This is a genomic window from Paraburkholderia eburnea, assembly GCF_002917095.1.
Taxonomy (GTDB): domain Bacteria; phylum Pseudomonadota; class Gammaproteobacteria; order Burkholderiales; family Burkholderiaceae; genus Paraburkholderia; species Paraburkholderia eburnea.
In genome coordinates this window covers 271319-296756 of sequence record NZ_PQGA01000006.1, presented here as the reverse complement: position 1 = coordinate 296756, position 25438 = coordinate 271319, and the positions used below count along the sequence as shown (strand labels likewise).

Below are 25438 nucleotides of genomic sequence, written 5' to 3'. Positions count from 1 at the left end.
CTTTGCCATGAAGAACAGTCGTGCAGTGGTCATGTTTGTCGTCGCCCTGGTGGCGGGCCTGGCGGCCGCGCTTTCGGCATCTCGTTGGCTCGTGCAGACTTCGGCGGACGGAGTCACGTCAGTGGCGGTCGCCACGCAGGACCTCAGCCTCGGCGAGCCGATCGACGCGAACATGGTCCATACGATCAACTGGCCGGCGGGTAGCGTGCCAGCCGGCGTCTTCAAGGACGCGAAGCTGCTGGAAGGCCGCGTCGTGCGCTCGAGCGTGTCCAAGGGGGCGCCGGTGATCGAGGGGCAGCTCGCGCCTGTGGGCACCAAGGGCGGACTCTCGGCCGTGATCGCCGATGGCAAACGTGCAATCACCGTGCGTGTCAACGACGTAGTCGGCGTGGCAGGATTCGCACTGCCTGGTAATTACGTGGACGTGATTGTCAACACCCAGGAGCCTGGTAAAACAGACCAACTGAGCATTTCCAAAACGGTGCTTGAGAAGATCCTGGTGCTGGCAGTCGCGCAGCAGGTCAGCCGCGAGGACACGGCGCCGAAGGTGGTCGATGCCGTCACGCTGGAAGTGACGCCGCAACAGGCCGAGAAACTCGACCTTGCGCGCAGCGTCGGCACGTTGTCACTCGTGTTGCGCAACCAGGTGGACGAGAAGCGGCTGACCACGGACGGCGCGACCAAGGACTCGCTGCTGGGTGTCGCCGCGCCCGCTGCGACGGCGGAGCCAGTGAAGTCGACCCGCGTTCGCTATGCCTCGCACCACGCGCCGAAGCGCGACTGTATCGGCGTCATCTCCGGCGTCACGAGCACTCAGGAGTGCTTCTGACCGAGGCTGAATGAGGCAACGTTGGCGTGCGACCGGGCGCGCTTTTAAGAAGCTCGACAACAAACAGACAGACATGAATCGGGGGCAATCCGTCATGAATACAGCACTGCAACACCCGTCGCTGCGCCCTGGCCTGCGTCGCAAACCGCTTGCCGCTGCCGTGACGGCGTGGGTCAGCGCAGGGCTGCTGATCGCCCAGCCGGCCTGCGCGACGGACGGAGACGAGAATACGCAAGCTGCGAAGACGGTCACCGCGCCCACGGCGCTCGCGCATGGGCCTGTGCAGATGACCATCAGCATGACGCCGGTTCCGGCCAATGCAACGGCGCCTTCAGCGGTGTCCAACGGCCCGCTGCGCGGCCCGAATTGCACGGGACCGATCCGTGGCGAAAACACGGTCGTCGTGCCGCTGGGCAAGTCGATGCTGGTGCCGCTCGGCGAGCCGGTGCTCAACCGCACGCTCGGCAACCCGGCCGTTGCGCAGGCAACCATGCTCTCGCCGCGCACGCTCTATCTCGTGGGCCAGTCCGTGGGCACGACCAATATGATCGTGCAGGGACGCGGTGGCTCGTGCCAGATCATCGACGTCGTCGTCAACGTCGATGCCGGCGGCCTGATGTCGTCGCTCGCGCAACTGCTGCCGAATGAGCACGACGTGCGCGTATCGACGGCAGGCGACAACCTCGTGCTGTCCGGCCGCGTATCGACCGCGCAAGCGGCGCAGCAGATCGTCGAAATTGCGAAGGTTTACAGTACGCATGCCGCCGGCGGCGACGGCAAGGGGGGCGGCGTGCTCAATATGCTGAGCGTCGATTCGCCCCAGCAAGTCATGCTCGAAGTGAAAGTCGCGGAAGTCGACAAAACGCTGATCGATCAACTGGGCGCGGCGGTCAACATCCAGGGCGGTTTCGGCTCGTGGACCGGCGCACTCGTGAGTAACCTGCTGGCGGGCGTGTCCAGCGCGATCGGCTTTAGCAAAGCAAACAACAAGCCCTTGTCCTTTGCCGTCGATGCACAAAAGACCGACAGCCTGGTCAAGATTCTCGCCGAGCCGAACCTGGTCACCATCAGCGGCCAGGAGGCCACGTTCCTCGCGGGCGGTGAAGTGTTCATTCCGGTGCCGCAGAGTGTCGGCGGCACGTCCAGCTCCATCATCCTGCAGCAAGAGGAATTCGGCATCGGGCTGAAGTTCACGCCAACGGTGCTCGGCAACGGCAAGATCAATCTGCGCGTCGCGCCGGAAGTCTCCGAACTGTCTTCTACCGGCGTCACCCTGAGCGCGGCCAACGCGGGCAACGTGTCGATTCTGCCGCTGATTACGACGCGCCGCGCGTCCACGACCGTGCAGATGAATGATGGCGAATCGTTCGCGATCGGCGGCCTCATCAAGAACAACGTGACGGGCTCGCTGAAAGCACTACCGGGAATCGGCGAGGTGCCGGTCCTCGGTGCGTTGCTGCGCAGCACGTCATTCCAGCAGGACCGCACCGAACTCGTGTTCGTCATCACGCCGCATCTCGTCAAGCCGCTGCCGACGTCGAACCCGCCGTTGCCGACGGATAGCTTCGTGACGCCCAACGAAGCCGATGTCTACGCGACCGGCAACATGGAAGGACGAGGTGCCGCGCGTGCGAACGGGGCAAGCGCCACGCCAGCCACGCCTGCCGCGCCAGTTCAGGGCACGCAACCGGCTGCTGCTATCGGCGCGCCTGCCAACGTCGCGGGCGCCTCGCTTGATGGAGCTGCACAAGCCGGCGGCGCACTCAAGCAGTGATGAAAAAGGGGAATCTCATGAAACTCGAATGCCTTCGCATCGCTCGCTTGCTCATGCCATTGGCGGCCGTCTGTACTGCGCTCGGCGGTTGCATGACCAGCACGCCGGTCTGGGACGCACACTTCGGCGAGGCCGTGCGTGCCAGTTCGCAGGCCCAGATCATCGACCCGCACGCGGGCGAGAACAACCCATCGACGCCGGGCGTCGACGGCCAGTCTGCCGTTTCGGCGATGACCCAGTACGACAAGTTGTTTTCCGCGCCGCCGGTTTCTGCGAACCCTTACACGATCGGCGTGAGCAGCGGCATGGGTGGCGGGGGAAGCTCAGGTGGTCAGTAGAACGGATCGTTACGATCGGACCGATGACGGACGAAGCATCTGAACAAAGGTACACGCCATGATCGACATTCTCACCCTCTCGACAGACTCCGCCAGGCTCGCGCAGATCGTGAATCTGGTCGGTGAATGCGGCAACTATCGGACGACCCGCGTAGTCGGCGACGCGGCCATGCTGCTGGAACGAGGAGATAGCCTGGATTTGTTCGATATGCTGATCGTCGATGCGCCGTCGCTGGACGATGTCTCGCTCACGTCCACGGCGCGCCTTTGTCGCGAGCACAGGCACCTGACCTGCATCCTGGTCGCGCCCGACGCGTCGCCGGATACCGTGATCGCGGCGATGCGCGCGGGCTTTCGCGACGTGCTGGGTTGGCCGCTCGATCGGCACTCGCTGGAAGACGCGCTGCTGCGCGCGCAGACACAACACAGTCAGCGTAATGCGCGCGAGACCCAGGTGGTGTCGTTTGTTTCCTGCAAGGGCGGCGTGGGCACGAGTTTCATCGCGAGCAACGTCGCCCATGCGCTTTCGACCCAGCGCGGCAAGCGTGTGCTGCTAGTCGATCTTTGCCAGCTATTCGGCGATGCCGCGTTTCTCGTCACCGACGAAACGCCGCCTTCGACGCTGCCGCAAATGTGCGCGCAGGTCGAGCGCATGGACGGCGCGTTCTTCGGCGCGAGCGTCGTGCATGTGAGCGACAGCTTCGACATCCTCGCAGGCGCGGGCGATCCGGTCAAAGCGGCCGACATCAAGGTGGACCGGTTCGAATGGATCCTCGGCCTGGCGGTGCCGCGCTACGACTTCGTGATTGTCGATGTCGGGCAGACGCTCAATCCTTTGTCGATACTCGCGCTCGATCGCAGCACGCAGATTCACCTCGTCCTGCAGGCCACCATGCCGGGCGTGCGTGCCGCACGACGGTTGCTGGAGATTCTGGTTTCGCTCGGCTACGCGCCGAACCAGTTGCGTCTGCTGCTGAACCGCTATACGCGCCATGACGAACGCACGCGCGCAGCGCTCGAACAGGTGCTTGGAATGAAGCCGAACCACGTCATTCCCGAAGACGCGCGCGCCGTGCTTGCGGCAGTCAACCAGGGGATGCCGATTGCGAAAGCGGGTAGCGGGAGCGTCACGCGCAGCCTCCAGGACATTGCCGCGCAGATCGCGGGGAATGCCGCCGCGCCGGCGCATGAAAAACCAAAGACCAGATCGTTGTTCGCGCGTCTGCGCGGCGACGTCGTCCAGTCTGGAGCCCGCCATGTCGCTTCGTGAGCACATCAGCGCACAGCGCGCACCGCTTGTCGAACGTGCCGAATCGCAGAACGGATCGGCCGGTCTGCTGCGCGCCGCTTATCAGAAGCTCAAGCGCGACATTCATCAGGCGGTACTGGATCGTGTCGAACTGGAGCGTCTCTCGCGCTTGCCATCCGATCAGGTTCGCCAGGAAATCGCGACGCTCATCGCGCGGATACTCGAAGACCAAAAGGTGCCGGCCAACGATCTTGAGCGACGCCAATTGGTGAGCGACGTCTACGACGAAATGTTCGGCTTTGGTCCGCTCGAAGTGCTGCTGCGCGATCCCACGATCTCGGACATTCTCGTCAATACGGGCAGCCAGATTTACATCGAGCGTAAAGGGCGGCTCGAACTGAGCGAGGTGACGTTTTACGACGACGCCCACCTGATGAAAGTGATCGAAAAGATCGTGTCGCGCGTAGGCCGCCGTATCGACGAATCGAGCCCGATGGTCGATGCGCGTCTGCCCGATGGCTCGCGTCTGAACGCGATCATTCCGCCGGCGGCCGTGGATGGGCCGTTGATTTCGATCCGGCGATTTTCAGCCACGCCTTTGCAGGTCAGCGACCTGATCGCGCTTCAGACGCTCACGCCGCCGATGGCGGACGTGCTGGACGGACTCGCTCGCGCGAAGGTGAACATTCTGGTTTCGGGCGGCACGGGCAGCGGCAAGACGACCTTGCTCAATCTGCTGTCGGGCTTCATTCCCGTGGACGAACGCATCGTGACGATCGAAGATGCCGCGGAATTGCAATTGCGCCAGCCGCACGTGCTGCGGCTCGAAACGCGTCCCGAGAATATCGAGGGACGCGGCGAAATCACCCAGCGCACGCTAGTGAAGAACGCGCTGCGTATGCGGCCCGATCGCATCATCCTGGGCGAAGTGCGCGGTGCTGAAGCGCTCGACATGCTCAATGCGATGAACACGGGCCATGAAGGATCGCTGGCCACGATTCACGCGAATACGCCGCGCGACGCGCTCACGCGCCTCGAAAACATGATCGGCATGGGCGGTCTTGCGCTGCCGCCAAAGACGATGCGCCAGCAGATTGCCTCGGCGATTACGGTGGTGTTGCAGGTGGCGCGCCTGACCGACGGGCGGCGCAAGATCATTAGCGTTTCGGAACTGACCGGCATGGAAGGCGACATGATCAATATGCAGGAGATCTTCACGTTCCGGCGCAGCGGTGTCGATACGAATGGCAACGTGCGCGGTGCCTTCCACGCTACCGGGGTAAGGCCCAGGTTCTCCGAACGCCTGGAGGCGTTTGGCGTCCACCTGGCGGACGCGACCTACGACCCGGCGCGGCGTTTCGAAGCCGCATGAACCGAATCATCGCGTTGCGTCGCCTTTGTGAGCGGAGACCTGCATGAGCCCGATCTTCTATGCGACTGTCGTTCTGCTGTTCGTCGCGGTGGTACTGGCGATGGAGGGCGCGTATATCTGGTGGAACAGCCGTCACGGCCCGGTGGCGCGCCGCGTCGAGTCGCGTATCCGGGCGATTTCCGCAGGCGCGCCGCTCGACAGCGAGCGTCTGTCGATTCTGAAGCAGCGCCTGCCCGGCGATTCGACGCCGTTCGAGCGTGCGCTGATGCTGCTGCCGCGTGTGCGGGGTATCGACCATTTCCTGCGGCAGGCCGGTATGCAATGGTCGGTGGCGCGGCTCGTGGCGACGTGCGCGGTCATTCCGCCGGTCGTCTTCTCGCTCGCCCTGTTCACGCAGGCGCCGCTGCTGGTCATCGCAATGCTCGCGCTTCTCTCGGCGTCGTTGCCGGTTCTCTATGTGCGCGGGCGGCGCGCCAGGCGGCTGCGTCAACTGGAGCGGCAGTTGCCCGAAGCGTGCGACATGCTGGCACGCGCACTGCGCTCGGGACACGCATTCAGTCTCGCGATCGACATGGTCGGCACTGAATTCGCCGAACCGATGGGCGGGGAATTTCGCACCACCTTCGACGAAATCAACTACGGCGTCTCGCTGAATGAGGCACTTGCGAATCTGGCGATGCGCGTGCCGATTCGCGATCTGCGCTATTTCGTGATCGCCGTGCTGATCCAGCGCGAGACCGGCGGCAATCTGGCCGAGGTGCTCGACGGCATTACCGTGCTCATACGCGAGCGTTTCAAACTGTTCGACAAGGTTCGTGTGCTCTCCGCAGAAGGCAGGCTGTCCGCCTGGATACTCGGCCTGCTGCCGTTCATCGTCGGCACGCTGATGATGTTCCTGAACCCCGGCTTCCTGCAGGTGCTGTGGCAGGACCCGATGGGCCTGAAGATGATGGTGGCGGCGCTGTCGAGCATGGCAGTCGGCGTCATCTGGATGTCGCGAGTCGTGGCGTTGCGCGTATGAATGTGAGAGTGAATGTGCGCTGATATCGTGCAGCAGTCCGCAGAGGCGAGGAGACAACATGCAAACGCTGAACATGACTCAACTGGCGATGCTGACCGGGGTATTCGCCGTTGTCTTTCTTGTCGCGCTGGCGTCGATGCATGCGTTGTCAACGAAGGAGCGTCGTCGCATCGAACAGGTGGGCGCTACGCGGTTCGATTCGTCGAAGACGTCGCCTGACGCCGGGCAGCCCGAAGTCGAGGAAAGCAGCAAATGGCTCGAAACGATCGTCGAAATCTCGCAGCCCATCTCGAAGCTGTCGATCCCAAAGGAAGGCTGGGAAGGCTCGGTTGCGCGTCTGAAGCTCGTCAACGCGGGCTGGCGCACGCCCAATGCGGTCGCGGTCTTCTTCGCGGCCAAGACCATGCTCGCGCTCCTCTTGCCGCTGCCGGCGCTCGTCTGGCTGGTCGGAACCTCGGTCGAGACCAGCACGACCCTGTTCTGGATGATTCTCGTTGCGCTCGCATCGTTTGGCTTCTACTTGCCGAACCTGGTGCTGTCGCGACGCGTCAGCACACGCAAACGCGCGATTTTCGAGGATTTCCCGGACGCGCTCGATCTGTTGACGGTGTGTGTCGAAGCCGGTCTGGGTCTTGACGCCGCGCTGATGAGAGTCGCGAAGGAAATCCAGCTTGGCAGCCCGGTGGTCGCGAGCGAACTGGAACTGATGCTGCTGGAATTGCGCTCGGGTTTTTCGAAGGCGACGGCGCTGCGCAACTTCTCCCTTCGTATAGGCGTTGAGGATATCGAATCATTCAGCACGCTGCTGATTCAGGCCGATCGATTTGGCACCGGCATCGGTGCATCATTGCGCGTGCTCTCCGATACGCTGCGCACGCGGCGGCGCATGCGGGCCGAGGAGCAGGCCGCGAAGATCTCGCTCAAGCTGCTGGTGCCGTTGCTGTTCTGCATTTTCCCGGCACTGATGGTGGTGCTTGCCGGGCCGGCGTTCATCAACATTTATCGCACGTTGCTGCCGAGCCTGCCGGGCGGCGGCGGTTAAGGCCGGGGAGAGCAAAAGTGAACACGATTGCGGTCATGCGCCGCCTGAGGCGCCCCCAAAGGGGAACGGCGGTAGTGGAGTTTTCTCTCGGCTTGCCGGTGCTGCTATTCATGATGTTCTTCATCGTCCAGGCAGGGTGGTGGATGAGTAACTACGTCGTCCTGAATAATGCGGTGTCGGCGGGTGCGCGTTTGCTGGCATCGGAACGGGGTTTTTTGACGCCCTATACGGATACTGCGGGAGCCGTGTCGTCCGCGACGGGAAGTCTGTCCGGCACCCAGACCGTGACGATCGCCGTCGTCGGATCGGGTGCCACCACGACTTGCAGTGGCAAAACGGCGGATACCACCTGCGCCACGGCGTTGGGTACGCTCAGCCAGCCGCCCGCGGCGGGAACGCTGGCGAGTGTGTCGATCAGTTACCAATTCGCGGCGCCCTTCGGTGGTTCGCTTTTCGGCCTCGGCTCGATCATGCCGTCGACCATGAGCGCGAATGCATCGGTGGCCGTGCAATGAGCCGCTGTGCTAATCACATTAGGGAGGGCGCCGTGCAACGCAAACGCCAGAAAGGTGTGGTGGCCGTCGAATTAGCCTTGGCGGCCCCCATCCTGATTGCCATCGCGCTCGGAATCGCGCAGTTCGGCTGGCTGCTTGGGAATTCCGTGATGGTCGCGAGCGCGGCGTCGGCGGCGGCGCAGAACTTTGCGTTCCAGCGCGGCACGACCACGCCCTACAGTTCGACGCAGACACAGATGACATCGTCATCGTCATGGCTCAAATCGCAGAATCTGACGCTCACCACGTCCGTCAATGGTACGCAGTGCAGCAGCGATACGTCGTGCTCGACGGCGTTGACCAATGCGTCGGGACAACCCGCCACTATCACGGTCGCGTACACTTTTACGCCGCTGTTGCGCGGCTCGATTTTCGCCATCGCCGCGATGCCATCGACGCTGAGCACCACGGCGGTCGCGCGCGTGCAGTGAAGCACAAGAAAACGTCTATCTCGGGGAATATCATGAATCGATACCTGGGCCGTCATTCGGGACGCAAGGCGCAGCGCGGCGCGGTTTCCGTGATGGTTGCGCTGTCATTGATCGTGTTGCTGGGCTTTGCCGCGCTGTCGGTCGATATCGGGTACATCGCATTCAGCCAGCGGCGTCTGCAGGCAGGCACCGACGCCGCCGCGATGGCCGGTGCGATGGATCTGTGGAAGAGCGCGTCAGCGACGGCGTTCGCGGACGCCAGGGCTTACGCGGCGGGGCAAGGCAACAACACAATGCCGAACGGCGTGACGGTCACGAGCACGACGGTTCAGGGGCTCGCGTTGAGCGGGAGCAGCGTGCCGCTGCCGGCGTCACAGGCTGTATCGACGTACAACGGCATTCAGGTTATGCAGCAGGCGAATGTGCCGCTGTTCTTTGCACGGATCTTCGGCATCAATAGCAAGACGATTTCGGCGACCTCGAGAGCGGGAGCGGGCTTTGGCGCCGCGCCGTACAACGTCATGATCGTGCTGGACACCACGCGGTCGATGGCGACGACGACCGACAGCCACTGCAAGAATTCGAGCGGCGTGACGCTGACGCGGCTGGCGTGCGCCGAGGCCGGCGCATTGCAACTGCTGGCCGGTCTATCGCTTGCGGGCGACAACGTCGGCCTGATGGTGTTTCCGCCGATCAGCCCTTCTTCGTCGGGTTACAGCTTCTCTTGCTCGTCGACGGAACCGGGCGTGGTTTCGACGGGACAGAACGGCTATTCGGCGGTGGGCGCTTCAGGTTCGAACGCCACTTATCAGATTTCGCCGTTGGGCGGCGGATACCTCAGTGGCGGACAGCTCAGCACCGCTTCGGGCGTCGTGCAGGCGCTGGGCGGCGCATCGAGCAAGTGCGGCGGCATCAGCGCGCCAGGCGGGTTGGGCACTTTCTACGCGCAAGCGATCGCTTCGGCCAATGCCGCACTGACGAGTTTTTCGCGCGGCCAGAATCCAGCAGGAAAGAACGCCATCGTGTTGTTGAGCGACGGCATCGCGACAGCGACTACGGCGCAGCTGGGGAACGTCTACGGGAAATCCGGCGGATCGAGTTATGTCTACGGCAGCGAGTGCCAGGCGGCGATCAACGTGGCGAGCACCGCGAAGAGCAGTGGCACGACGGTATACACCGTGGCGTATCTGGGCGGAGAGAGCGCGAGCGCGCCGTCATGCGGTGACGGCGCAGACACGCTCACGGCCTGCGGGACGATGCAGTCGATTGCGACCAGTCAGGCCGACTTCTACTCGGATACCTGCACGAATGCGAGCAGCACCCAAAGCCTGAACCAGATTTTTTCGAGTATCGCGTATAGCCTGACCAAGGCGCGCCTCATACCACCGAACGCTACGTGATTGCCTGAGCGTGCGAGGGGCAGAGATGCGCGGCTTATTGATCAGGTTACCGAATTAAGTCAATGAGGACAGACCGCAGCGCCGCGAAAGCAATCAGCTTGCTGCCTGAGCACGATTTCTTCGCCACGTTTCACTAGGCAATTCGCCGTATTGCTCGCGGTATTCGTTGGCGAAATTGCCGAAATGCCAGAACCCCCAGCGCGTGGCTACCTCGGTGACCGTCGCGGCATGCACGAGGTCCTTGCGAACTCTCGCCAGCCTCACCGCGCGCATATAAGCCAATGGGCTGATCCCCGTGGTCTCTTCGAAAGCGTATTGCAAGGTGCGGCGGCTCGCATGCATGCGTGCGCAAAGTTCGGCGACGGACAGCGGACAATCGGGCGCCCCTTCGACGATATCTCGCACGCTGCGCACCAGTTGCCAGCTTCTTGCGATGCGTGCTTCACCGCGTTCCTGCTGCGTGATATCCGGAAAGTCGTGGAGCGCATCGCTCAGGCCATACACGATGGACTTCTCGAAGGATACGGCGCTTTCGTGCTCCCGGAGCACGCGCGGGGCGCTCGCTACGCTGTCGAGCAATATTCTCAGCACTTCGCGAAACGGCTCCAACCGCATCGGAGCGATATTCACGACGCCCGCTTTTACGCCGATGCGCGCAACGATCGAATCCAGTTGGGCGCGCGTTGCCGGGTCCGCGACGGCGGCAGGCTCGATTTCGAGGTTGACGAAGACGTGCTGATCCGGAGAAAGGAATTCGAATCCGTCCTTGCCGGAGAAAACGTGTAGCGCGTCGAGATGGCTCGTTTGCCCCGACAGGAGCGCGTGTCCTTCGAGGTGAAACGGAATGCCCACGGCGAATTTGTTCCCGTCGACATGTCCGCGCTGATAGACGGTCCGGTTCAGCTTCTCGACCAGCACCTTCACGGCGCCCGCCATGAACCAGGTCACCGAGCCGTCGAAAAGACCTCGCGAAAGCTGGCAATAGCTCTGGTTCCATGTGTCGAGCAGCGCCGCCTGTTCGTCGACGCTGCGGCAGCTCCGAAACTGTACGGCCTCGTCTGGCCAGTGGCCCGCTTCCATTGTGTCTTCCTCGACAAAGCGTTCATGCATCGCAACAACGCCGCTCTCCACCTGCGTGATCCCTGATTTTTACGGCAATTTTATTTTTTTGCCAAATTTGGATAGTTGCGGTTTTTTTGCGCACCTAATTTGTGCATACGGTGGATTCGACCAGGAGCCAGGCATGAATGAAAGGGCAAGAAAGCTGGAAGGGAAGATCGCGATCGTATCGGGCGGGGCGACAGGAGCGGGCGGCGCGGCGTCACTGCTGTTTGCCCGTGAAGGCGCGCAGATTGCCGTCGTCGATGTGAATCGCGGCGCGGGCGAGGAGGTCGTGGCGCGTATACGTGCCGAAGGCGGCGTGGCCGAACTGTTCGTGGCGGACGTCTCGCAACGCCCGGCGGTGGACGCCGCTGTGGCCGGCGTCGTCGAACGCTTCGGCCGTATCGATACCTTGTTCAACCACGCGGGCAGCATCGTGGTGAAGCCGTTTCTGGACACCAGCGACGAAGAATACGACTGGCTCATGAACGTCAACGTGAAGAGCATGTTCATGATGACGAGAGCGGTCCTGCCTCATATGCTCGCGGCGGGCCGCGGTTCGATCGTTTGTACGGCATCGATTTCATCCGTCGCGGCCACGCCGCTGGAAGTGCTCTATTGCACGACCAAGGGCGCCTGCGCGATGTTTGCGCGTGCGATTGCCGTCGAATACCGCGATCGCGGCATACGTTGCAATGCCGTGTGTCCGGGCTTCATCGACACACCCCACGGCCAGCGAGAAATCAGTGCGCTGGCGAAGTACGGCTTCGATGCCAGCGAAGCGGCATTGTCGCTTCAGCAGGGACGCCTGTGCAAACCAGAAGAAGTAGCGCAGGCCGCCTTGTTCCTCTCCAGCGACGACGCGAGTTTTATCAACGGCGCGCATCTCTTCGTCGATAACTGCTTTACGGCTGCGTGATACGGAATCCTGATTAAGGATAACGAGTTCGACGCTTCAATCACCTCGTTTGAAGGAACGTCATATGGACGCGAATACACTCGAACCAGCGGCTGAGCAAGCCGGACATGCCGACCAGGATGTCTCGTTGCTGCACAAGATGGGCTACGCGCAGGAGCTATCGCGCCGCATGGGGGCGTTCTCCAATTTCGCTGTTTCTTTCTCGCTGATCTGCATTTTGTCCGGCGGTATTACTTCGTTTCAGATGGGCTTTTCCGCGGCAGGCGGCGCCTCGATCGGGCTGGGCTGGCCGCTCGGTTCGCTGTTCGCGCTCGTGGTGGCGGCAGCGATGGCGCAGATCGCGTCGTCCTATCCGACTGCCGGCGGCCTCTATCACTGGGGCTCGATTCTTGGCGGCAAAACGTGGGGGTGGCTTACCGCCTGGCTGAATCTGCTCGGTCTGGTGTTCGTCGTCGCGGCGATCAATTACGGCACCTACGATCCGTTCTTTCGCACGCTGATTGCACCGATGTTCGGCGTCAAACCTGATTCGCTCGGCTGGTTGGATCAGACGATTTTCCTCACGCTGATCACGGCATCCCAGGCATTCCTGAATCATCGTGGCATTCGCATCACCAGCAAGATTACCGATCTGTCCGGCTACCTGATTTTCGTCGTCACGGTCGTGCTCGTCGTGTCCTTGCTCGCCTATTCGCCGGTGAAGCTGGACCTTTCGCGTCTTTACACGTTCACGAACTTTACCGGCACGGACGGCGGCGCATGGCCCAAGCAGACGATGGCCATGGCGTTCCTCTCGGGCCTGCTGTTAACCGCGTACACGATCACCGGCTTCGACGCCTCCGCGCACACTTCGGAAGAAACGCATGAGGCCGCGCGCAATGTGCCGCGCGGCATCGTCGGGTCGGTATTCTGGTCGACGACGTTTGGTTATGTCATGGTGTGCGCGTTCGTGCTCGTCATGCCGGATCTCGGCGCGGCGGTCAAACAGGGCACGGGATTTTTCGAGGCGATCCTCGCGCCGATTCCCACGCCATTGCGCATCGTCATTGAACTGCTGATGTTCTTTATCAACTACGCGTGCGGGCTTGCCGCCGTCACATCGACGTCACGCATGATGTTTGCATTCGCGCGTGACGGCGGTCTGCCGGGATCGAAATGGCTTCGCAAGGTGAATCCGGCTCACCGGACACCCGGCGCTGCAATCTGGACGTCAGCCGTTCTCGCTATCGCAGCGACGCTCTATGGCGACGCCTTCACGGTGCTGAGCGCCGGCAGTGCAGTGTTTCTTTTCGTCTCGTACGCGATGCCGATCGCAGCGGGTATTTTCGCGGAAGGCCGCACGTGGACGGAGAAGGGACCGTTTCAACTGGGCAAACTCTCGAAGCCGTTCGCCATTGCGGCCGTCGGCGGCGCACTGATTCTCGCCTATGTCGGCATTCAGCCGCCGAACGAGAAAGTCCTGTATCTGATCGGCGGTCTTCTGGTCGTGCTCCTCGCGATCTGGTACGTGGGTGGCGTACGCCATCGCTTCGCGGGGCCGCCGATTGCCCAGCCCTCGCGTGAACGCGAACAGCAGTTGAGTCTCGCCGAACACGAAATCAGCGCGAAATAAGGTAGTGAAATAAGGTAGTGAAATAAGTTTGTGACGCCGCTGCATCGCTGGATGCGAATTGTCATTCCTCGATGCAGCGCAACCGATAGAAATGCAGACGCATGGTGCCCGTAAGCTGATTGCTTGCACGTCCTTACCGCTCGTTACACATATAACAAGTTCGTCCTCATTTTCGGGCACCGCCTGAAATATGATGGGCCGATTGTCGACGAGAGATGAGAATGGGCCCGAACAGTCATCAGCAGCCGCTACTCAAGCGCCTGGGTTTGCGCGGTATGCATGCCCTGCAGCAAGGGGCTGCGCGCGCAGACGCGGCGTATCCGGATCCCGTCGAATCCGGAGTCGTGCGACACGGTGCGAACGCGCTCGGCCGCGATTTCGTAATTGGCGATATTCACGGCTGCATGACGGCGTTCGAGCAATTGCTGGCTGAAATCGATTTCGACATCCAGCGCGACCGGCTGTTTTCCGTAGGTGACCTGATCGATCGCGGCAAGCAGAGCGAGCGTGCGTTGAGCTTGCTGGAGAACGACTGGTTTTATCCGGTGCTCGGCAATCACGAAGAAGCGTTGTGCGCTGTGGCCGATGGACGGTTGCCGCGTAATCGCTGGTACGAAGTGGGCGGCGAGTGGGCGCAATCGCTATCCGATGGCGAACTCGCGGGCTATGCCGCGAAACTGAATCTGCTGCCGCTCGCACGCATCGTGGGCGTCGGACCCGCGCGCTTCAATGTCCTGCACGCCGAATTCCGTGGCAACGACGAGCAACTGGCCGCCGGCAATTTCGAAGCCGCCGTGCGCCGCCGGATGCTGTGGGGACGCGATCTGGCGTTCAGCGTGGCGCCGGCCCGGCAGGCATTGTCGATCACCTACTGCGGGCACACGACGATGCGCGAAGTCCGCCAGATTGGCGCGCACATGTACATCGACACCGGCGCATGCAGTCCAGGCGGCAAACTCACCCTCGTTGAACCCGCCACCGGCCGGCTATGGTCGAGCGGCGCGCTTTGCGCGTGACGGCGCGCCGCTATTCCTTCGTCTATTCCTTTGTCTACCCCTGATCGACGGCCGCACGGCCGGGCACCGGAAAATGCACGCCCGCGCGCTGGGCGGCGGCCGTGATGTGCGCTTCGATCGCCTCCCCCGCGATGGCCGGATCGCGCGTCTTGAGCGCCGCTACGATGGCGCTATGTTCGCGGTAAGTCGACAGCACCAGTTCGCGCCGGTAGAACGGCATGCGCTGGCTCTCCTTCATGATGTCCGCGCTGCTGCGCAGGATCGATTCGATCGCCGCATTGCCCGCGAGACTCACGATCCGCATGTGGAATTCGAAGTCGAGCTGTGATGCTTCGTCGATTTCGTCGTGACTGAGCGCCGCGTGCAGCGCTTCCACATTTGCTTCGAACCATGCCACGTCGGCGTCGCCAATTGCGAGCGCGGCCATGCGTGCAGCGAAACCTTCGAGCGCGTAGCGCATCTGGTAAGTGTCGGGCAGCGACGTCTGGTCGGCGAAGCGCCACGGATGCGCGCTCGCCGCCTGGGCGCTCGTCACATACACCCCTTTTCCCGCGCGGATCGTCAGCATGCCGAGCGCCTCAAGCGTCGACAAGGCCTCGCGCAGCGACGCGCGGCTGATCTCCAGTTCCTCGGAAAGCTGGCGTTGTGCCGGCAGCAGGCTGCCAACCGGATACAGGCCGTCCTCGATCCGGGCGCGGATCGTGGCGATGGCGGCGTCGGTGACGGTATGCGGAACGTTCTTCATCGGTGGCGGGGCTGGCGTGGTCTGACCGGTATTGTAGTCCTGCGCGGGCCAATCCACGCATCGGACGCCTGCCCGTAGCCGACCTTGCAAGGGTAAACACGGTTTTTTGACGGCTTGACGCGACTATATCGGCTTCCTACTATCCGTTATAACAACACTGGTCAGACCAGTCCGAACAGTTGAAACGGTTAGCCGATCCCCTGCCGGCTTTGCATGGGACGGGACCAGGCGCTCAAGCGTCCAGTCCCATCGACAAAGGAGAAAGTCGTGACGAAGTTCTTCAATTCGCTGTTTGGCCGGGTCGTCATTGCGCTCGTCGTGGGCATTGTCGTCGGGGCGATATTTCCCCATTTCGCCCAATCGCTCAGGCCGCTTGGCGACGGTTTTCTCAAACTCATCAAGATGGTGATCGGGCCGATTGTGTTCTGCGTGGTCGTGAGCGGCATGGCCCACGCGGGCGACCTCAAGAAAGTCGGGCGGGTCGGGCTTAAGTCCGTGATCTACTTCGAGGCGATGACGACGATCGCGCTCGTGATCGGCGCGGTGCTCGCTTACGTGACGCGTCCCGGCGCGGGCATGAATGTGAACCTGCATTCGCTTGATGCGGCCTCGCTCGCGACTTACACCGAGAATGCCAAGAGCCTTAAGGACACCGCCGCCTTTTTGCTGAAGATCATTCCCGATACTGCCTTCGACGCCTTCGCGAAAGGCGACATCCTGCAGATTCTGGTGTTTTCGGTGTTGTTCGGCAGCGCGCTTTCGCTGCTCGGCCCGAAGGCGCAGCGCGTGAATGCGATCGTCGACGAACTCGCGCAAGTGTTCTTCCGCGTCATGGGATTCATCATCAAGCTCGCGCCGTTTGGCGTGCTGGGCGCGATCGCCTTCACGACGGGCACGTACGGCGTGGCCTCGCTCAAGCAGCTTGGCCTGCTCGTGATCGTGTTCTACGCGAGCTGTATCGTGTTTGTCGCGATCGTGCTGGGCGTCGTGATGCGGCTGGCGGGCTTCAGCATCTTCAAGCTGATCCGCTATCTGCGTGAGGAACTGTCGATCGTGCTCGGCACCGCGTCTTCGGATGCCGTCCTGCCGCAAGTCATGCGCAAGCTCGAATTCATGGGCGTCAAGGATTCCACCGTGGGTCTCGTGATTCCGACCGGCTACTCGTTCAATCTCGACGGTTTTTCGATCTACCTCACGCTGGCCGTGATCTTCATCGCTCAGGCGACGAATACGCCGCTGTCGGTGCATGACCTGATCGTGGTCGTGCTGGTTTCGCTCGTGACCTCGAAGGGCGCGCATGGCATTCCCGGCTCGGCCATCGTGATTCTCGCCGCGACGCTTTCGGCCATTCCCGCGATTCCCGTGCTGGGCCTCGTGCTGATCCTGCCGGTGGACTGGTTCGTCGGCATCGCACGCGCAGTGACGAACCTGATCGGCAACTGTGTCGCGACGGTGGTGGTCGCGGTTTGGGAGCGCGATATCGACAAGGCGCGCGCCAGGCGCGTACTGAATTTCGACGAAGGCTATCTCTACGTGCCTGGCGGCGACGAAACGGCAGTTGCACACGACGATGTGCTCGGCGGGAGCGCCGCGCATGCGTGAGCGCCGGTGCACCACGCGCAATTGATTCGAATAACTGAATATCTGGTTCAAAAGGAGACAAACATGGCGATTCCTACGCTCGACCCTAACGCACCGGCCTTTACGCGCCGCTACATGAATCTCGCGGACGCACGCCTGGGCGCGCGCGCACTGGTCGCAAGCGACGAGTTCTTCGCGCCCAAGGAACGCATGCTGGAGCCGCAGGCCGCGGTTTTCATTCCCGGGAAATACGACGATCACGGCAAATGGATGGACGGCTGGGAAACGCGCCGCAAGCGCACGACCGGTCACGACTTTTGCATCGTGCGGCTGGCGCGGCCGGGCGTGATTCACGGCGTCGATCTCGACACGAGCCACTTCACCGGCAACTTTCCGCCGGCCGCCTCGATCGAGGCGTGCTATGCAGAAGGTAAAAACGGCAGCAACGACGACGCGCCGCCCGAAAACGCCGACTGGCAAACCGTTGTTCCCGCAACGACGTTGCAAGGCAACCAGCACCACTACATCGAAGTGAGCGATACGCGCGCATTCACCCATCTGCGCGTGAACCTTTATCCCGATGGCGGTCTTGCGCGCCTGCGCGTGTACGGCCAGCCCAGGCGCGACTGGAGCCGCGTGGAGCGGGGCAGTCTCATCGATCTCGCCGCGATCGAAAACGGCGCGTATCTCGTGGCGGCGAACAATCAGCACTTCGGCATGGCGTCGACCCTTCTGATGCCGGGGCGTGGGGTGAACATGGGTGACGGCTGGGAAACGCGCCGTCGCCGCGAGCCGGGCAACGACTGGGCCATCGTGGCGCTCGCGCGGCCGGGCGTCATTCACAGGGTCGAGGTCGATACGGCGCACTTCAAGGGCAATTATCCCGACCGCTGCTCGCTGCAGGCCGCGACCGTGACAGGCGGGACCGACGATTCGCTTGTCACGCAGGCGATGTTCTGGCCGACGTTGCTCGGCGAACAGAAACTGGAGATGGACAAGCAGCACTTGTTCGAGACCGGCATTGCGGCGCTGGGCCCGGTCACGCACGTGCGTTTTAACATCTATCCGGACGGCGGCGTGTCGCGTCTGCGTCTGTGGGGCGAACTCGCCTGAACGGAGAATGGCGATGGAAACTACGCTTGGCTTGCGGCTGGAAACCCTCACGCGTGATGCGTTCGCGCCGTTCGGCGATGTGATCGAACTTGACGGTGCGCGCCACTTTCCGATCAACGGCGGCACGACGGAGCGCTTTCACGATCTTGCATCCATCGACGTATGCGACGCGGGCGGCCGGCCGCTCGTCAGCGTGTTTCGCGCACAACCGCGCGCATGGCCCGTCCCGATTGCGATGATGGAGCGGCATCCGCACGGTAGTCAGGCCTTCGTGCCGCTTGGTCCCACGCGCTATGCCGTCGTGGTGGCCCCTGCGGGCGAGTTCGACCCGGCGCGCCTGCGGGCGTTCTGGGTGGACGGCACGCAGGGCGTCAACTATGCGAAGGGCGTCTGGCACCATCCCTTGCTTGCGTTCGATCGCGTCAGCGATTTCCTCGTGATCGATCGCGGCGGTGCGCAGCCGAATTGCGACGAGATCGACCTTGAGTTGGCGCTGGAACTTCACGAGCCGATTGGCGCACGCTGAGTTAAACAGCCTCAGGCGTGGCTTTACGGACTATCCGCCGTATCGGGCTTCGTGAGCGTAACCAGATCGACACTACGAACCGGCGTCTCGCCGTATGCCGGTTCGACAAAGATCTTGCGGACGAAATAAATCACTGCCAGCCCGACGACCAGACCTGCCAGCACGTCGGACAGATAATGTCCCCCCTGCGTAGGCGTCGAAAGAATCATCAGGGAATTCAGTCCAATCCCAACGGGGAACACAAAGCGCACATGACGTAGGGCGTACGCCAGGCACAGGGCGAGAATGGCGTGGAGCGACGGAAAGGAAACGAGCCCCTGGGCAGACGCGAAAGTCAGCGCGTGGGTCTTTGCGCTGCGCAGAGAAGTAAAATCCGACACGGTGGAAATCGTGCCGGGATCGTGAATGTCGAATCTGATGAATGCGCTTTCGGCCGGAATGAATAGCGCAATCAAAATCACCAGCGTGGCTGATACGATAAATTGCACGGCAAATTCTGCGTAGTCTTTCGTGTTCGAAGTCACCGCGAGAATGATCGGGATAACGAAGAGTTGAACGCCGCCAGAAGCATAAGCCAGTTCAAGAAGGACATGAATCCATCGATGCGTCGCCACCCATCGGTAGGCTTGCAGCCAGTGAAATCCAATCGCGTGGTCTGCCGATACCAATACGTTGCTCACGAGCGGAAAAGCAGCGGATACGCAAAGATATTGAAATACGATGCCGACATGTGTGAATGCGGCCAGAAGGGTAATCCACATGAACAGGCTGGCCGCATTTTGATAGAACGTCTTTCTGGCCGGCATTCCGGACGATCTGCGTGACATGATCCAGAGCAATCCGGTGATGGCGGCGACGAGGGCCACTATTCGCGCGCCTTGCATGGCGCTCGCCGTCTCGATGCGAACATTGCTGCGGCGCATCCAGATGATGTCGACAATCAGCAGCAGGGCCGTGATCGACCACATGGCCCTGTATATTGCCCATATTTTCTTCGGCATAGACCCGTCTCTATTTTTTATGGTTTCCGCATCTGCGCGTGGATGCCCGGGATTGTCGGCGATGCGGGAAACCGTGTCGAGCGGGGCCAATAGGTCAGGTCAGGCCGGGCCGAAAACACCACGACTGTGCCTTGCATACCTCTTGCGTCTTTCTACAATACAAGTCGAAGCCTGCTTTCCGCATCGACAAAACCTCCCGAATTCCATCCGGGCAGTTCTGCGCACGCCTTTCTCTTCTCGCCATCCCATCTCTATCCGGCGCAACCAGGCGCTACCAGGCGCTACCAGGCACCAGCCAGCGGGTAGCCAGCCGTGATCGACCGTGCCCAACGGAGGCAATGATGAGCTATCACCTTGAAGGCCGTCTGCTTGAGGTTTGCAACTGCCGCGTGTTGTGTCCATGCTGGATCGGCGAAGACCCTGATTTCGGCACCTGCCAGTCCATCGTCGCCTGGCACTTCGACCAGGGCGCGATCGACGGCGTCGATGTCGCAGGCAGCACGATCGCCGCGGTGTGCAACATTCCGGGCAACGTCTTGCAGGGTAACTGGTCGGTGGCGATCTACCTCAACGACGAGGTAACCGACGAGCAGGAGGCGGCGCTCCTCAAGGTGTACACGGGGCAGGCGGGCGGGCCGGTCGCCGACCTCGCGAAGCTGATCGGCAATGTCGTGTCGGTGGAACGCGCGCCGATCCAGTTCGATGTCGTGGGCGGGAAGGGGACGCTCAAGATCGGCCAGGACTATCACGCCGATCTGGAGCCTTACGTGGGGCCAGGCGGCGTCACCACGACCTTGTCGGACACCGTGTTTTCCACGGTTCCCGGCGCGCCGGTGTTTGTCGGCAAGGCGCCGCTATATCGTTCGATGAATGCCGCGCTTGGCATCGACGTGAGTCTGAAGGATCACAACGCGCTGCAAAGCACCTTCCGGTTTGACGCCTGAGGCCTGACGCCTGACGCGACACCCGGCGCTCGCGAAGCCCGAGTCGAACATGCCCGGCACCGCGCGTCATCGACGCATCTTCCTGCCCGTGCTCGGCGCCATGGTCGTGCTTGCCTGGATGACTTTGTGGCTCTGGGCGCGCAGTCCTTACGGGCGCTATCTGGCCCATGGCGATGCGCTGTCGTCGGGGCCGGCTGCGGGTTTGTGCCGCGCCATCCCCGGCGGCTCGCCGGTCCTGCAGGCCGCCCTCTACGCGCTCTCGTGGACGCTCATGATCATGGCGATGATGCTGCCGACCACGCTTTCCCTCTCCGGCGCGGTCGAGCGCATCGTCGCGGGGCGGCCTCACCGGCTGCGCGTGTTGGCGCTGCTTTACCTCGGCTATGTCGCGATCTGGAGCGCGTTCGGCCTGCTAGCGCACGGGCTGCACACGCTGCTGTTGAGCGGCGTCGCGCGCGTGCCGGCGATGATCGGCAATGGCTGGCTGATCGGGGCGGCGACCCTGGCCTGCGCGGGCGCGTTCCAGTTCAGCAAGCTCAAGCATCGGTGCCTTGAGCAGTGCCGCACGCCACTGAGCTTTGTGATCGGGCATTGGCGCGGCCGCGCGCCGGAGCGTGAAGCGTTCGCGTTGGGCCTGCGCCATGGGCTCTTTTGCGTCGGCTGTTGCTGGGCGCTGATGCTGCTCATGTTCGTCGTCGGCGCGGGGAGTCTTGGCTGGATGCTGGCGCTCGCGTGCGTGATGGCGATCGAGAAGAACCTCGCCTGGGGGCGGCGGATCGGTGCGCCGCTGGGCGCGGCGTTGCTGGTGTGGTCGGCGGTGCTTGTCGCCGTTCATGGCTGAGTGCGTGGCGACGATATGGCCGATCGTTCGAAGAGGGCGTTCACGAATTATCATTGACGGCCTGACTCTGTCCCTACTCGACGTCGCCGCGTCTGCACGAATCGAGGGAGAAGGGTTACGCTTGAGAGTACGACGCCGAACCCCATTTAACTTTCGTGAACCAGCGAATCCGTCCCCCTTTGCCCCCTGCCTGGCCATTTCCACCGAGCCGCGACGTCGCGGGTCGCGCTTTCGGCGATCTCGTTGCGCTGCAATATCGGGGCGCCAATGTGTGGCTCTGGAAGTGCCGCTGCGGCGCGCATCTGAGCGCCACGCTGGACCAGGTGGAGAGCGGTCAGACGCGGGATTGCGGCTGCCGGGCGCAACGCCAGGTCTGGCGCTCGCGGCCGGGTTCGCCGTCGCTCAAGGGCGGCGAGGTTTTCGGCCAGTTGACGACCGAACGCTACGCCGGCGACGGTTTGTGGGTCTGCCGCTGCGAATGCGGCGCGGAAGTGAGCGTGAGCGCCGGTCGCCTGCGCCTGGGGCAGGCGCGTTCGTGCGGCCGCTGCTTTGGCGCTTCGAACGACTGAGCGGCAAGCGGCCTTGCACCGATCAAACGGCTTCGTCCACGCACGCGGCGGCGCGCGTTTGCAGCCAGTCCGCGAGCGCTTCGTCGCGCATCGGCCTCGCGTAGAGAAAACCCTGCAGCTCGTCGCAGCCGATGCGCCGCAGCGCCTGCGCCTCGTGGGCCTGCTCGACGCCTTCGGCCACCACGCGCAAACCCAGTTCGTGGCCAAGCTCGACGATGGCGCGGATCACCGCGAGATCGGCGCTCGCTTCCAGCCTGCCGTTCACGAAGGCGCGATCGATCTTGAGCCGGTCGAGCGGGAAGCGATGCAGATAGCTCAGGCTCGAATAGCCGGTGCCGAAGTCGTCGAGCGAAAGCTTCACGCCAAGCGCGCGAATCTCGTTGACCACGCCCAGATAGCGATCGACGCTTTCCATCAGCACGGTTTCCGTGATTTCGAGTTCCAGACTGCCCGCTTCGACTTGCTGCGCCGCGAGGCTCTCGCGCAGCCGGTTCACCAGTTGCGCGTCGTCGCGCAGTTGCACCACCGACAGATTGATCGAGACGCGTATCTCCGGCAGGCCTGCCGCGCGCCAGCGCGCGATCTGGCGGCACGCTTCGTCGATCACCCATGCACCGATCGGCACAATGAGCCGCGTGTCTTCCGCGATCGGGATGAAGTCCGCCGGCGACACCAGCCCGAGATGCGGATGCTGCCAGCGCAGCAGCGCCTCCACGCTCGTCAGCTCGCCCGTCGCGGCGTGCACGCAGGGCTGATACGCAAGCCATAGTTCGCCGCGCTCGATCGCCGTGCCCAGATGGGTTTCCAGCTCCAGGCGGTGGCGTGTGTTTTCCGCCATTTCGCGCGAGAAGAATTTGACGAGATTGCGTCCGGCCGATTTGGCGCGGTACATGGCGCCATCGGCGTTTTGCATCAAGGCTTCGATATCGTCGCCGTCGTCCGGATACAGCGCGATGCCGATGCTGCAAGCCACCTGCAAGGTCATGCCGCCGATCATGTGCGGCTCGCGCAGGAGCGGCAGGAGCCGTTCGTCGATGAGGCGCGCCACGTCGGTGGCGTCGCCCGCGTCGCCGAGGAGCACCGTGAATTCGTCGCCGCCCAGACGGCTGACCGTATCGCCCGCGCGCACCGACTGCAGCAGGCGCCGCGAGACCGAGCGCAGCAGGCCGTCGCCCGCGTGATGGCCGAAGGTGTCGTTGATGTCCTTGAAGCGGTCGAGATCGATGAACAGCACGGCGACGCGGCCGCGCGTGAGCCGCGCCTGCTCGATGGCGGCACCCACGCGCCGGGTGAAGAGCGCGCGGTTGGGCAGCTCCGTGAGTACGTCGTGCTCGGCGAGGAACTGAATGCGCGCTTCGCTTTTCTTGCGGTCGGTGATGTCGATCAGCGTGCAGATATAGTGCGAAACGCCGCCGCGCTTGTCGCGCACGGCGCTGATCATGAGCCACGCGGGATAGTCGCCGCCCCCGCGTCTGCGCACCACGGCTTCGCCGTTCCAGACGCTGGCGATATCGACCAGCGCCGTCAGTTGCGCCATCAACGGTTCGCCGTTGCCGCTGGCGACGATGAATTGCGGCAGCTTGCCGCTGATGTTGCCCGCGCGATAACCCGTGGCGCGATAGAAGGAGGCGTTCGCGGTCAGCAGGCGGCGTTCGCTGTCGAGAATGAGGATGGCCTCCGACGAAGCCTCGAATACTTTCGCCCACAATTCCAGGCGCTGCTCCATCAGCTTGATCTGGTTGATCGGCGTGAATGCCGTGAGCACGGCGTCGCGACCCTGGAATGTGAGGCGCCGCGCCGAGAGCATGGCCCATGTCGGCTCGACGCTTGCCATCCAGCGCACTTCGAATTCGTCGATGGCGCCGCGATCGGAAAGCTGCTGGAAAAAGCGCGCCCGCACCGCGGAATCGAGTCCGTACGCCCACGGGTCGGAGGTGCAGCCGTTGAGCCAGTAGAGCGCGGGATGATTGGCGTGCAGCACTTCATGACCCGGCACGGCCGTGACCATCATCGGCACCGGCGTGGCTTCCACGATCGCATGTTGCGCTTCCGAGGCGCGCGCGGTGGCCGCGAGTTCCTTTTGCACGTCGCGTTCGTGGTCGAGCTGCGCGAGCATGTCGTTGAAGCCGGTGACAAGCTGGCCGATCTCGTCCTGGCTATGCCACGTCGCGCGCCGGCGGTGATCGCCTGTGCGCCGCACGGTGTCCATCACGCGCGCGAGGTGGCGCAGCGGCCGCGAGATCTGCTGCGCGACGAGATAGACCATCGAGAGAATCCCGCACAGCAGGAACAATGCGGTGCCCAGATGCAGCCACATGCGCGAAAAGAGGCCGCTCACGCGCGCCTGCAGCAGCGTGCCGAGCTTCGCGCCGGTTGCGCGCCAGGCATCGCCCACGCGAGCGACCAGCGCTTGCTGGGCCGCGTCCGCCGCTGCGCGCGAGGCGTCGTCGGCGCCGCCCTGGGCGACCGCCAGGCGCGCAGCCCCGCGATAGGTTTCGATCGCCGCGAGCAACTGCGCGACCGGCGCGGCCAGTGCGAGCTTCACGTCTTCGTTGGCTGCGCCCGCCTCGGCGAAGTCGGAGCGCAACCCTTGCGCGACCGCGTCGAGCTGGCCTTCGAGCACGAGATAACGCGTGCTTAGCTCGCGCTGCGTCTGCGCATCGCGGCTGCCTTCGTGCAGGCGATGACCGATACCGTCCACGGCGTCGAGCAATGCGGGATAGCGCAGGATCGAAAGCGACATCGAGTAATAGCTGTCGAGGTCGGGATCGAGAATGAGATTCGACTGATTGCCCACGCGCGTGATCAGATCGCGGCAGGCCTCGAGCGCGTCGCGTACCGCGCCCGATTCCGCAGCGCGTGGCGCATGCGAGAGCGCATCGAGTGCGCTGATAAGGCGTGCATTCAGCTCATCGCTTTGCAGGTTGGCGCCGTATTGCTGTTCGGCGTTGGAGAGCGCGGCGCGGGTTTGCGCGATGTGCGCGGTATCGAAGCGCCCGCCCGCGCCGCGCATGGCGACATCGACCAGCGCTTCTCGCACCGTGGTCAGATAGGTATTGCCGATGATTTCTTTCTGCGAGAAATCGATCGACATGTATTTTTCGTGAATCAGGATGCTGCTGATATAGACAACCGCGCTCAGATCGAGCAGATAGATCAGAAGCAGCTTGCGGCCCACGCGCAAACGCCCAAGCAGTCGAATAATCGGATTGTGCTTCATCGCATGCGCCAGATGACACCAAGGTTTACACCGCATTCTGAACTTTAAACCGGCGTGGTCAATATCAGCGCCATGTTTTAAAACGCGGCTTACCACTGCGTAACGGCAACACCGCCTGTGTGCTTGAGCGAAATGGTTTCAATTCACCGCGCTGGTGTGCGGATTCATCGATATGGTGCGCTCATGCACTCGTGTGGCGCGCAATTGAATGCCAATGAGCTGCGTATTCCGTTGCTGACG

Annotated in this window: 22 protein-coding genes and 1 pseudogene; 19 read left to right on the top strand and 4 right to left on the bottom strand. The window is 62.8% G+C overall.

The features are described 5' to 3' along the window. Nucleotides 1-7 precede the first annotated feature (7 nt). The 10 genes and pseudogenes from cpaB to B0G62_RS14670 all read left to right on the top strand — a co-directional run bounded on the left by cpaB (nucleotide 8) and on the right by B0G62_RS14670 (nucleotide 10010). Nucleotides 8-829, top strand: a complete 822-nt coding sequence (cpaB, locus tag B0G62_RS14715) for a Flp pilus assembly protein CpaB (RefSeq protein WP_103704930.1) — start codon at nucleotides 8-10, stop codon at nucleotides 827-829. 94 nt (nucleotides 830-923) lie between these two features. Beyond that, nucleotides 924-2597: pseudogene (locus B0G62_RS14710) on the top strand (type II and III secretion system protein family protein); the annotation flags it as partial. A 23-nt stretch (nucleotides 2598-2620) separates the two neighbouring features. Then, entirely contained in the window at nucleotides 2621-2941 is a 321-nt protein-coding gene (locus tag B0G62_RS14705; protein ID WP_103704973.1) for a hypothetical protein, read from the top strand. 58 nt (nucleotides 2942-2999) lie between these two features. After that, entirely contained in the window at nucleotides 3000-4211 is a 1212-nt protein-coding gene (locus B0G62_RS14700; RefSeq protein WP_103704928.1) for a CpaE/TadZ family protein, read from the top strand. After that, on the top strand, nucleotides 4198-5562 hold the full coding sequence (locus tag B0G62_RS14695) for a TadA family conjugal transfer-associated ATPase (RefSeq protein ID WP_103704927.1): 1365 nt from the start codon (nucleotides 4198-4200) through the stop codon (nucleotides 5560-5562). Before B0G62_RS14700 ends, B0G62_RS14695 begins: the two co-directional genes overlap by 14 nt. Nucleotides 5563-5605: 43 nt before the next feature. Continuing rightward, nucleotides 5606-6583, top strand: a complete 978-nt coding sequence (locus tag B0G62_RS14690; protein ID WP_103704926.1) for a type II secretion system F family protein — start codon at nucleotides 5606-5608, stop codon at nucleotides 6581-6583. Between the two features lie 58 nt (nucleotides 6584-6641). Further along, nucleotides 6642-7625, top strand: a complete 984-nt coding sequence (locus B0G62_RS14685) for a type II secretion system F family protein (protein ID WP_103704925.1) — start codon at nucleotides 6642-6644, stop codon at nucleotides 7623-7625. Nucleotides 7626-7642: 17 nt separating this feature from the next. Further along, complete coding sequence (locus B0G62_RS14680; RefSeq protein WP_146055288.1) at nucleotides 7643-8140, top strand: TadE/TadG family type IV pilus assembly protein; 498 nt, start codon at nucleotides 7643-7645, stop codon at nucleotides 8138-8140. After that, nucleotides 8137-8610: a TadE family protein gene (locus B0G62_RS14675; protein WP_103704923.1), complete on the top strand. Its 474-nt coding sequence runs from the start codon at nucleotides 8137-8139 to the stop codon at nucleotides 8608-8610. The genes B0G62_RS14680 and B0G62_RS14675 overlap by 4 nt, the downstream gene beginning before the upstream one ends. Before the next feature lie 32 nt (nucleotides 8611-8642). After that, nucleotides 8643-10010, top strand: a complete 1368-nt coding sequence (locus tag B0G62_RS14670) for a vWA domain-containing protein (RefSeq protein ID WP_167401254.1) — start codon at nucleotides 8643-8645, stop codon at nucleotides 10008-10010. Between the two features lie 93 nt (nucleotides 10011-10103). On the opposite strand, the gene B0G62_RS14665 is transcribed toward B0G62_RS14670, so the two are convergent. Then, nucleotides 10104-11120: a helix-turn-helix domain-containing protein gene (locus B0G62_RS14665; protein ID WP_244193250.1), complete on the bottom strand. Its 1017-nt coding sequence runs from the start codon at nucleotides 11118-11120 to the stop codon at nucleotides 10104-10106. A gap of 133 nt (nucleotides 11121-11253) precedes the next feature. Between B0G62_RS14665 and B0G62_RS14660 the strand changes: the two genes are divergently transcribed. From B0G62_RS14660 to B0G62_RS14650, 3 genes are all read left to right on the top strand, one after another. Next, on the top strand, nucleotides 11254-12030 hold the full coding sequence (locus B0G62_RS14660; RefSeq protein WP_103704920.1) for an SDR family NAD(P)-dependent oxidoreductase: 777 nt from the start codon (nucleotides 11254-11256) through the stop codon (nucleotides 12028-12030). Nucleotides 12031-12094: 64 nt separating this feature from the next. After that, nucleotides 12095-13642, top strand: a complete 1548-nt coding sequence (locus B0G62_RS14655) for an amino acid permease (protein WP_103704919.1) — start codon at nucleotides 12095-12097, stop codon at nucleotides 13640-13642. A gap of 221 nt (nucleotides 13643-13863) precedes the next feature. Next, a complete protein-coding gene (locus B0G62_RS14650; RefSeq protein ID WP_244193248.1) occupies nucleotides 13864-14658 on the top strand; it encodes a metallophosphoesterase in 795 nt (264 codons plus the stop codon). Between the two features lie 34 nt (nucleotides 14659-14692). Here B0G62_RS14650 and B0G62_RS14645 read toward each other — a convergent pair whose 3' ends face one another. Next, nucleotides 14693-15403 (bottom strand): FadR/GntR family transcriptional regulator, encoded by a 711-nt coding sequence (locus B0G62_RS14645; protein ID WP_103704918.1) that lies wholly within the window; start codon nucleotides 15401-15403, stop codon nucleotides 14693-14695. 267 nt (nucleotides 15404-15670) lie between these two features. On the opposite strand from B0G62_RS14645, the gene B0G62_RS14640 reads away from it, so the two are divergent. From B0G62_RS14640 to B0G62_RS14630, 3 genes are all read left to right on the top strand, one after another. Beyond that, entirely contained in the window at nucleotides 15671-17005 is a 1335-nt protein-coding gene (locus B0G62_RS14640; RefSeq protein ID WP_103704917.1) for a C4-dicarboxylate transporter DctA, read from the top strand. A 63-nt stretch (nucleotides 17006-17068) separates the two neighbouring features. Continuing rightward, nucleotides 17069-18097, top strand: a complete 1029-nt coding sequence (gene alc, locus B0G62_RS14635) for an allantoicase (RefSeq protein ID WP_103704916.1) — start codon at nucleotides 17069-17071, stop codon at nucleotides 18095-18097. Nucleotides 18098-18110: 13 nt separating this feature from the next. Next, nucleotides 18111-18623, top strand: coding sequence for an ureidoglycolate lyase (locus B0G62_RS14630; protein ID WP_103704971.1), 513 nt, complete (start codon nucleotides 18111-18113; stop codon nucleotides 18621-18623). A 23-nt stretch (nucleotides 18624-18646) separates the two neighbouring features. Here the strand turns inward: B0G62_RS14630 and B0G62_RS14625 are convergent, their stop codons facing one another. Then, complete coding sequence (locus tag B0G62_RS14625; protein ID WP_244193247.1) at nucleotides 18647-19714, bottom strand: phosphatase PAP2 family protein; 1068 nt, start codon at nucleotides 19712-19714, stop codon at nucleotides 18647-18649. Nucleotides 19715-19965: 251 nt separating this feature from the next. On the opposite strand from B0G62_RS14625, the gene B0G62_RS14620 reads away from it, so the two are divergent. From B0G62_RS14620 to B0G62_RS14610, 3 genes are all read left to right on the top strand, one after another. Continuing rightward, the gene (locus B0G62_RS14620) at nucleotides 19966-20568 is read left to right on the top strand and encodes a DUF1326 domain-containing protein (RefSeq protein WP_103704914.1); all 603 of its coding nucleotides are present in this window, start codon (nucleotides 19966-19968) and stop codon (nucleotides 20566-20568) included. Nucleotides 20569-20617: 49 nt separating this feature from the next. After that, nucleotides 20618-21409 carry a DUF2182 domain-containing protein gene (locus B0G62_RS14615; protein ID WP_103704913.1) on the top strand — a complete coding sequence of 264 codons (792 nt, stop codon included), beginning with the start codon at nucleotides 20618-20620 and terminating at the stop codon, nucleotides 21407-21409. A 269-nt stretch (nucleotides 21410-21678) separates the two neighbouring features. Continuing rightward, nucleotides 21679-21978, top strand: a complete 300-nt coding sequence (locus B0G62_RS14610) for a hypothetical protein (RefSeq protein ID WP_208624227.1) — start codon at nucleotides 21679-21681, stop codon at nucleotides 21976-21978. 22 nt (nucleotides 21979-22000) lie between these two features. Here the strand turns inward: B0G62_RS14610 and B0G62_RS14605 are convergent, their stop codons facing one another. Next, on the bottom strand, nucleotides 22001-25198 hold the full coding sequence (locus B0G62_RS14605; protein ID WP_103704911.1) for an EAL domain-containing protein: 3198 nt from the start codon (nucleotides 25196-25198) through the stop codon (nucleotides 22001-22003). Nucleotides 25199-25438 lie beyond the last annotated feature (240 nt).

Excerpts from the sequence above, each read along its gene's own strand:
- B0G62_RS14675 (WP_103704923.1), top strand. The coding sequence starts at position 8,137 with ATGAGCCGCTGTGCTAATCACATTAGGGAGGGCGCCGTGCAACGCAAA.
- B0G62_RS14605 (WP_103704911.1), bottom strand. The coding sequence starts at position 25,198 with ATGAAGCACAATCCGATTATTCGACTGCTTGGGCGTTTGCGCGTGGGC.
- B0G62_RS14665 (WP_244193250.1), bottom strand. The coding sequence starts at position 11,120 with ATGCATGAACGCTTTGTCGAGGAAGACACAATGGAAGCGGGCCACTGG.
- B0G62_RS14705 (WP_103704973.1), top strand. The coding sequence starts at position 2,621 with ATGAAACTCGAATGCCTTCGCATCGCTCGCTTGCTCATGCCATTGGCG.
- B0G62_RS14695 (WP_103704927.1), top strand. The coding sequence starts at position 4,198 with ATGTCGCTTCGTGAGCACATCAGCGCACAGCGCGCACCGCTTGTCGAA.
- B0G62_RS14645 (WP_103704918.1), bottom strand. The coding sequence starts at position 15,403 with ATGAAGAACGTTCCGCATACCGTCACCGACGCCGCCATCGCCACGATC.
- B0G62_RS14615 (WP_103704913.1), top strand. The coding sequence starts at position 20,618 with ATGCCCGGCACCGCGCGTCATCGACGCATCTTCCTGCCCGTGCTCGGC.
- cpaB (WP_103704930.1), top strand. The coding sequence starts at position 8 with ATGAAGAACAGTCGTGCAGTGGTCATGTTTGTCGTCGCCCTGGTGGCG.
- B0G62_RS14685 (WP_103704925.1), top strand. The coding sequence starts at position 6,642 with ATGCAAACGCTGAACATGACTCAACTGGCGATGCTGACCGGGGTATTC.
- B0G62_RS14650 (WP_244193248.1), top strand. The coding sequence starts at position 13,864 with ATGGGCCCGAACAGTCATCAGCAGCCGCTACTCAAGCGCCTGGGTTTG.
- B0G62_RS14655 (WP_103704919.1), top strand. The coding sequence starts at position 12,095 with ATGGACGCGAATACACTCGAACCAGCGGCTGAGCAAGCCGGACATGCC.
- alc (WP_103704916.1), top strand. The coding sequence starts at position 17,069 with ATGGCGATTCCTACGCTCGACCCTAACGCACCGGCCTTTACGCGCCGC.
- B0G62_RS14690 (WP_103704926.1), top strand. The coding sequence starts at position 5,606 with ATGAGCCCGATCTTCTATGCGACTGTCGTTCTGCTGTTCGTCGCGGTG.
- B0G62_RS14700 (WP_103704928.1), top strand. The coding sequence starts at position 3,000 with ATGATCGACATTCTCACCCTCTCGACAGACTCCGCCAGGCTCGCGCAG.
- B0G62_RS14620 (WP_103704914.1), top strand. The coding sequence starts at position 19,966 with ATGAGCTATCACCTTGAAGGCCGTCTGCTTGAGGTTTGCAACTGCCGC.
- B0G62_RS14630 (WP_103704971.1), top strand. The coding sequence starts at position 18,111 with ATGGAAACTACGCTTGGCTTGCGGCTGGAAACCCTCACGCGTGATGCG.
- B0G62_RS14660 (WP_103704920.1), top strand. The coding sequence starts at position 11,254 with ATGAATGAAAGGGCAAGAAAGCTGGAAGGGAAGATCGCGATCGTATCG.
- B0G62_RS14670 (WP_167401254.1), top strand. The coding sequence starts at position 8,643 with ATGAATCGATACCTGGGCCGTCATTCGGGACGCAAGGCGCAGCGCGGC.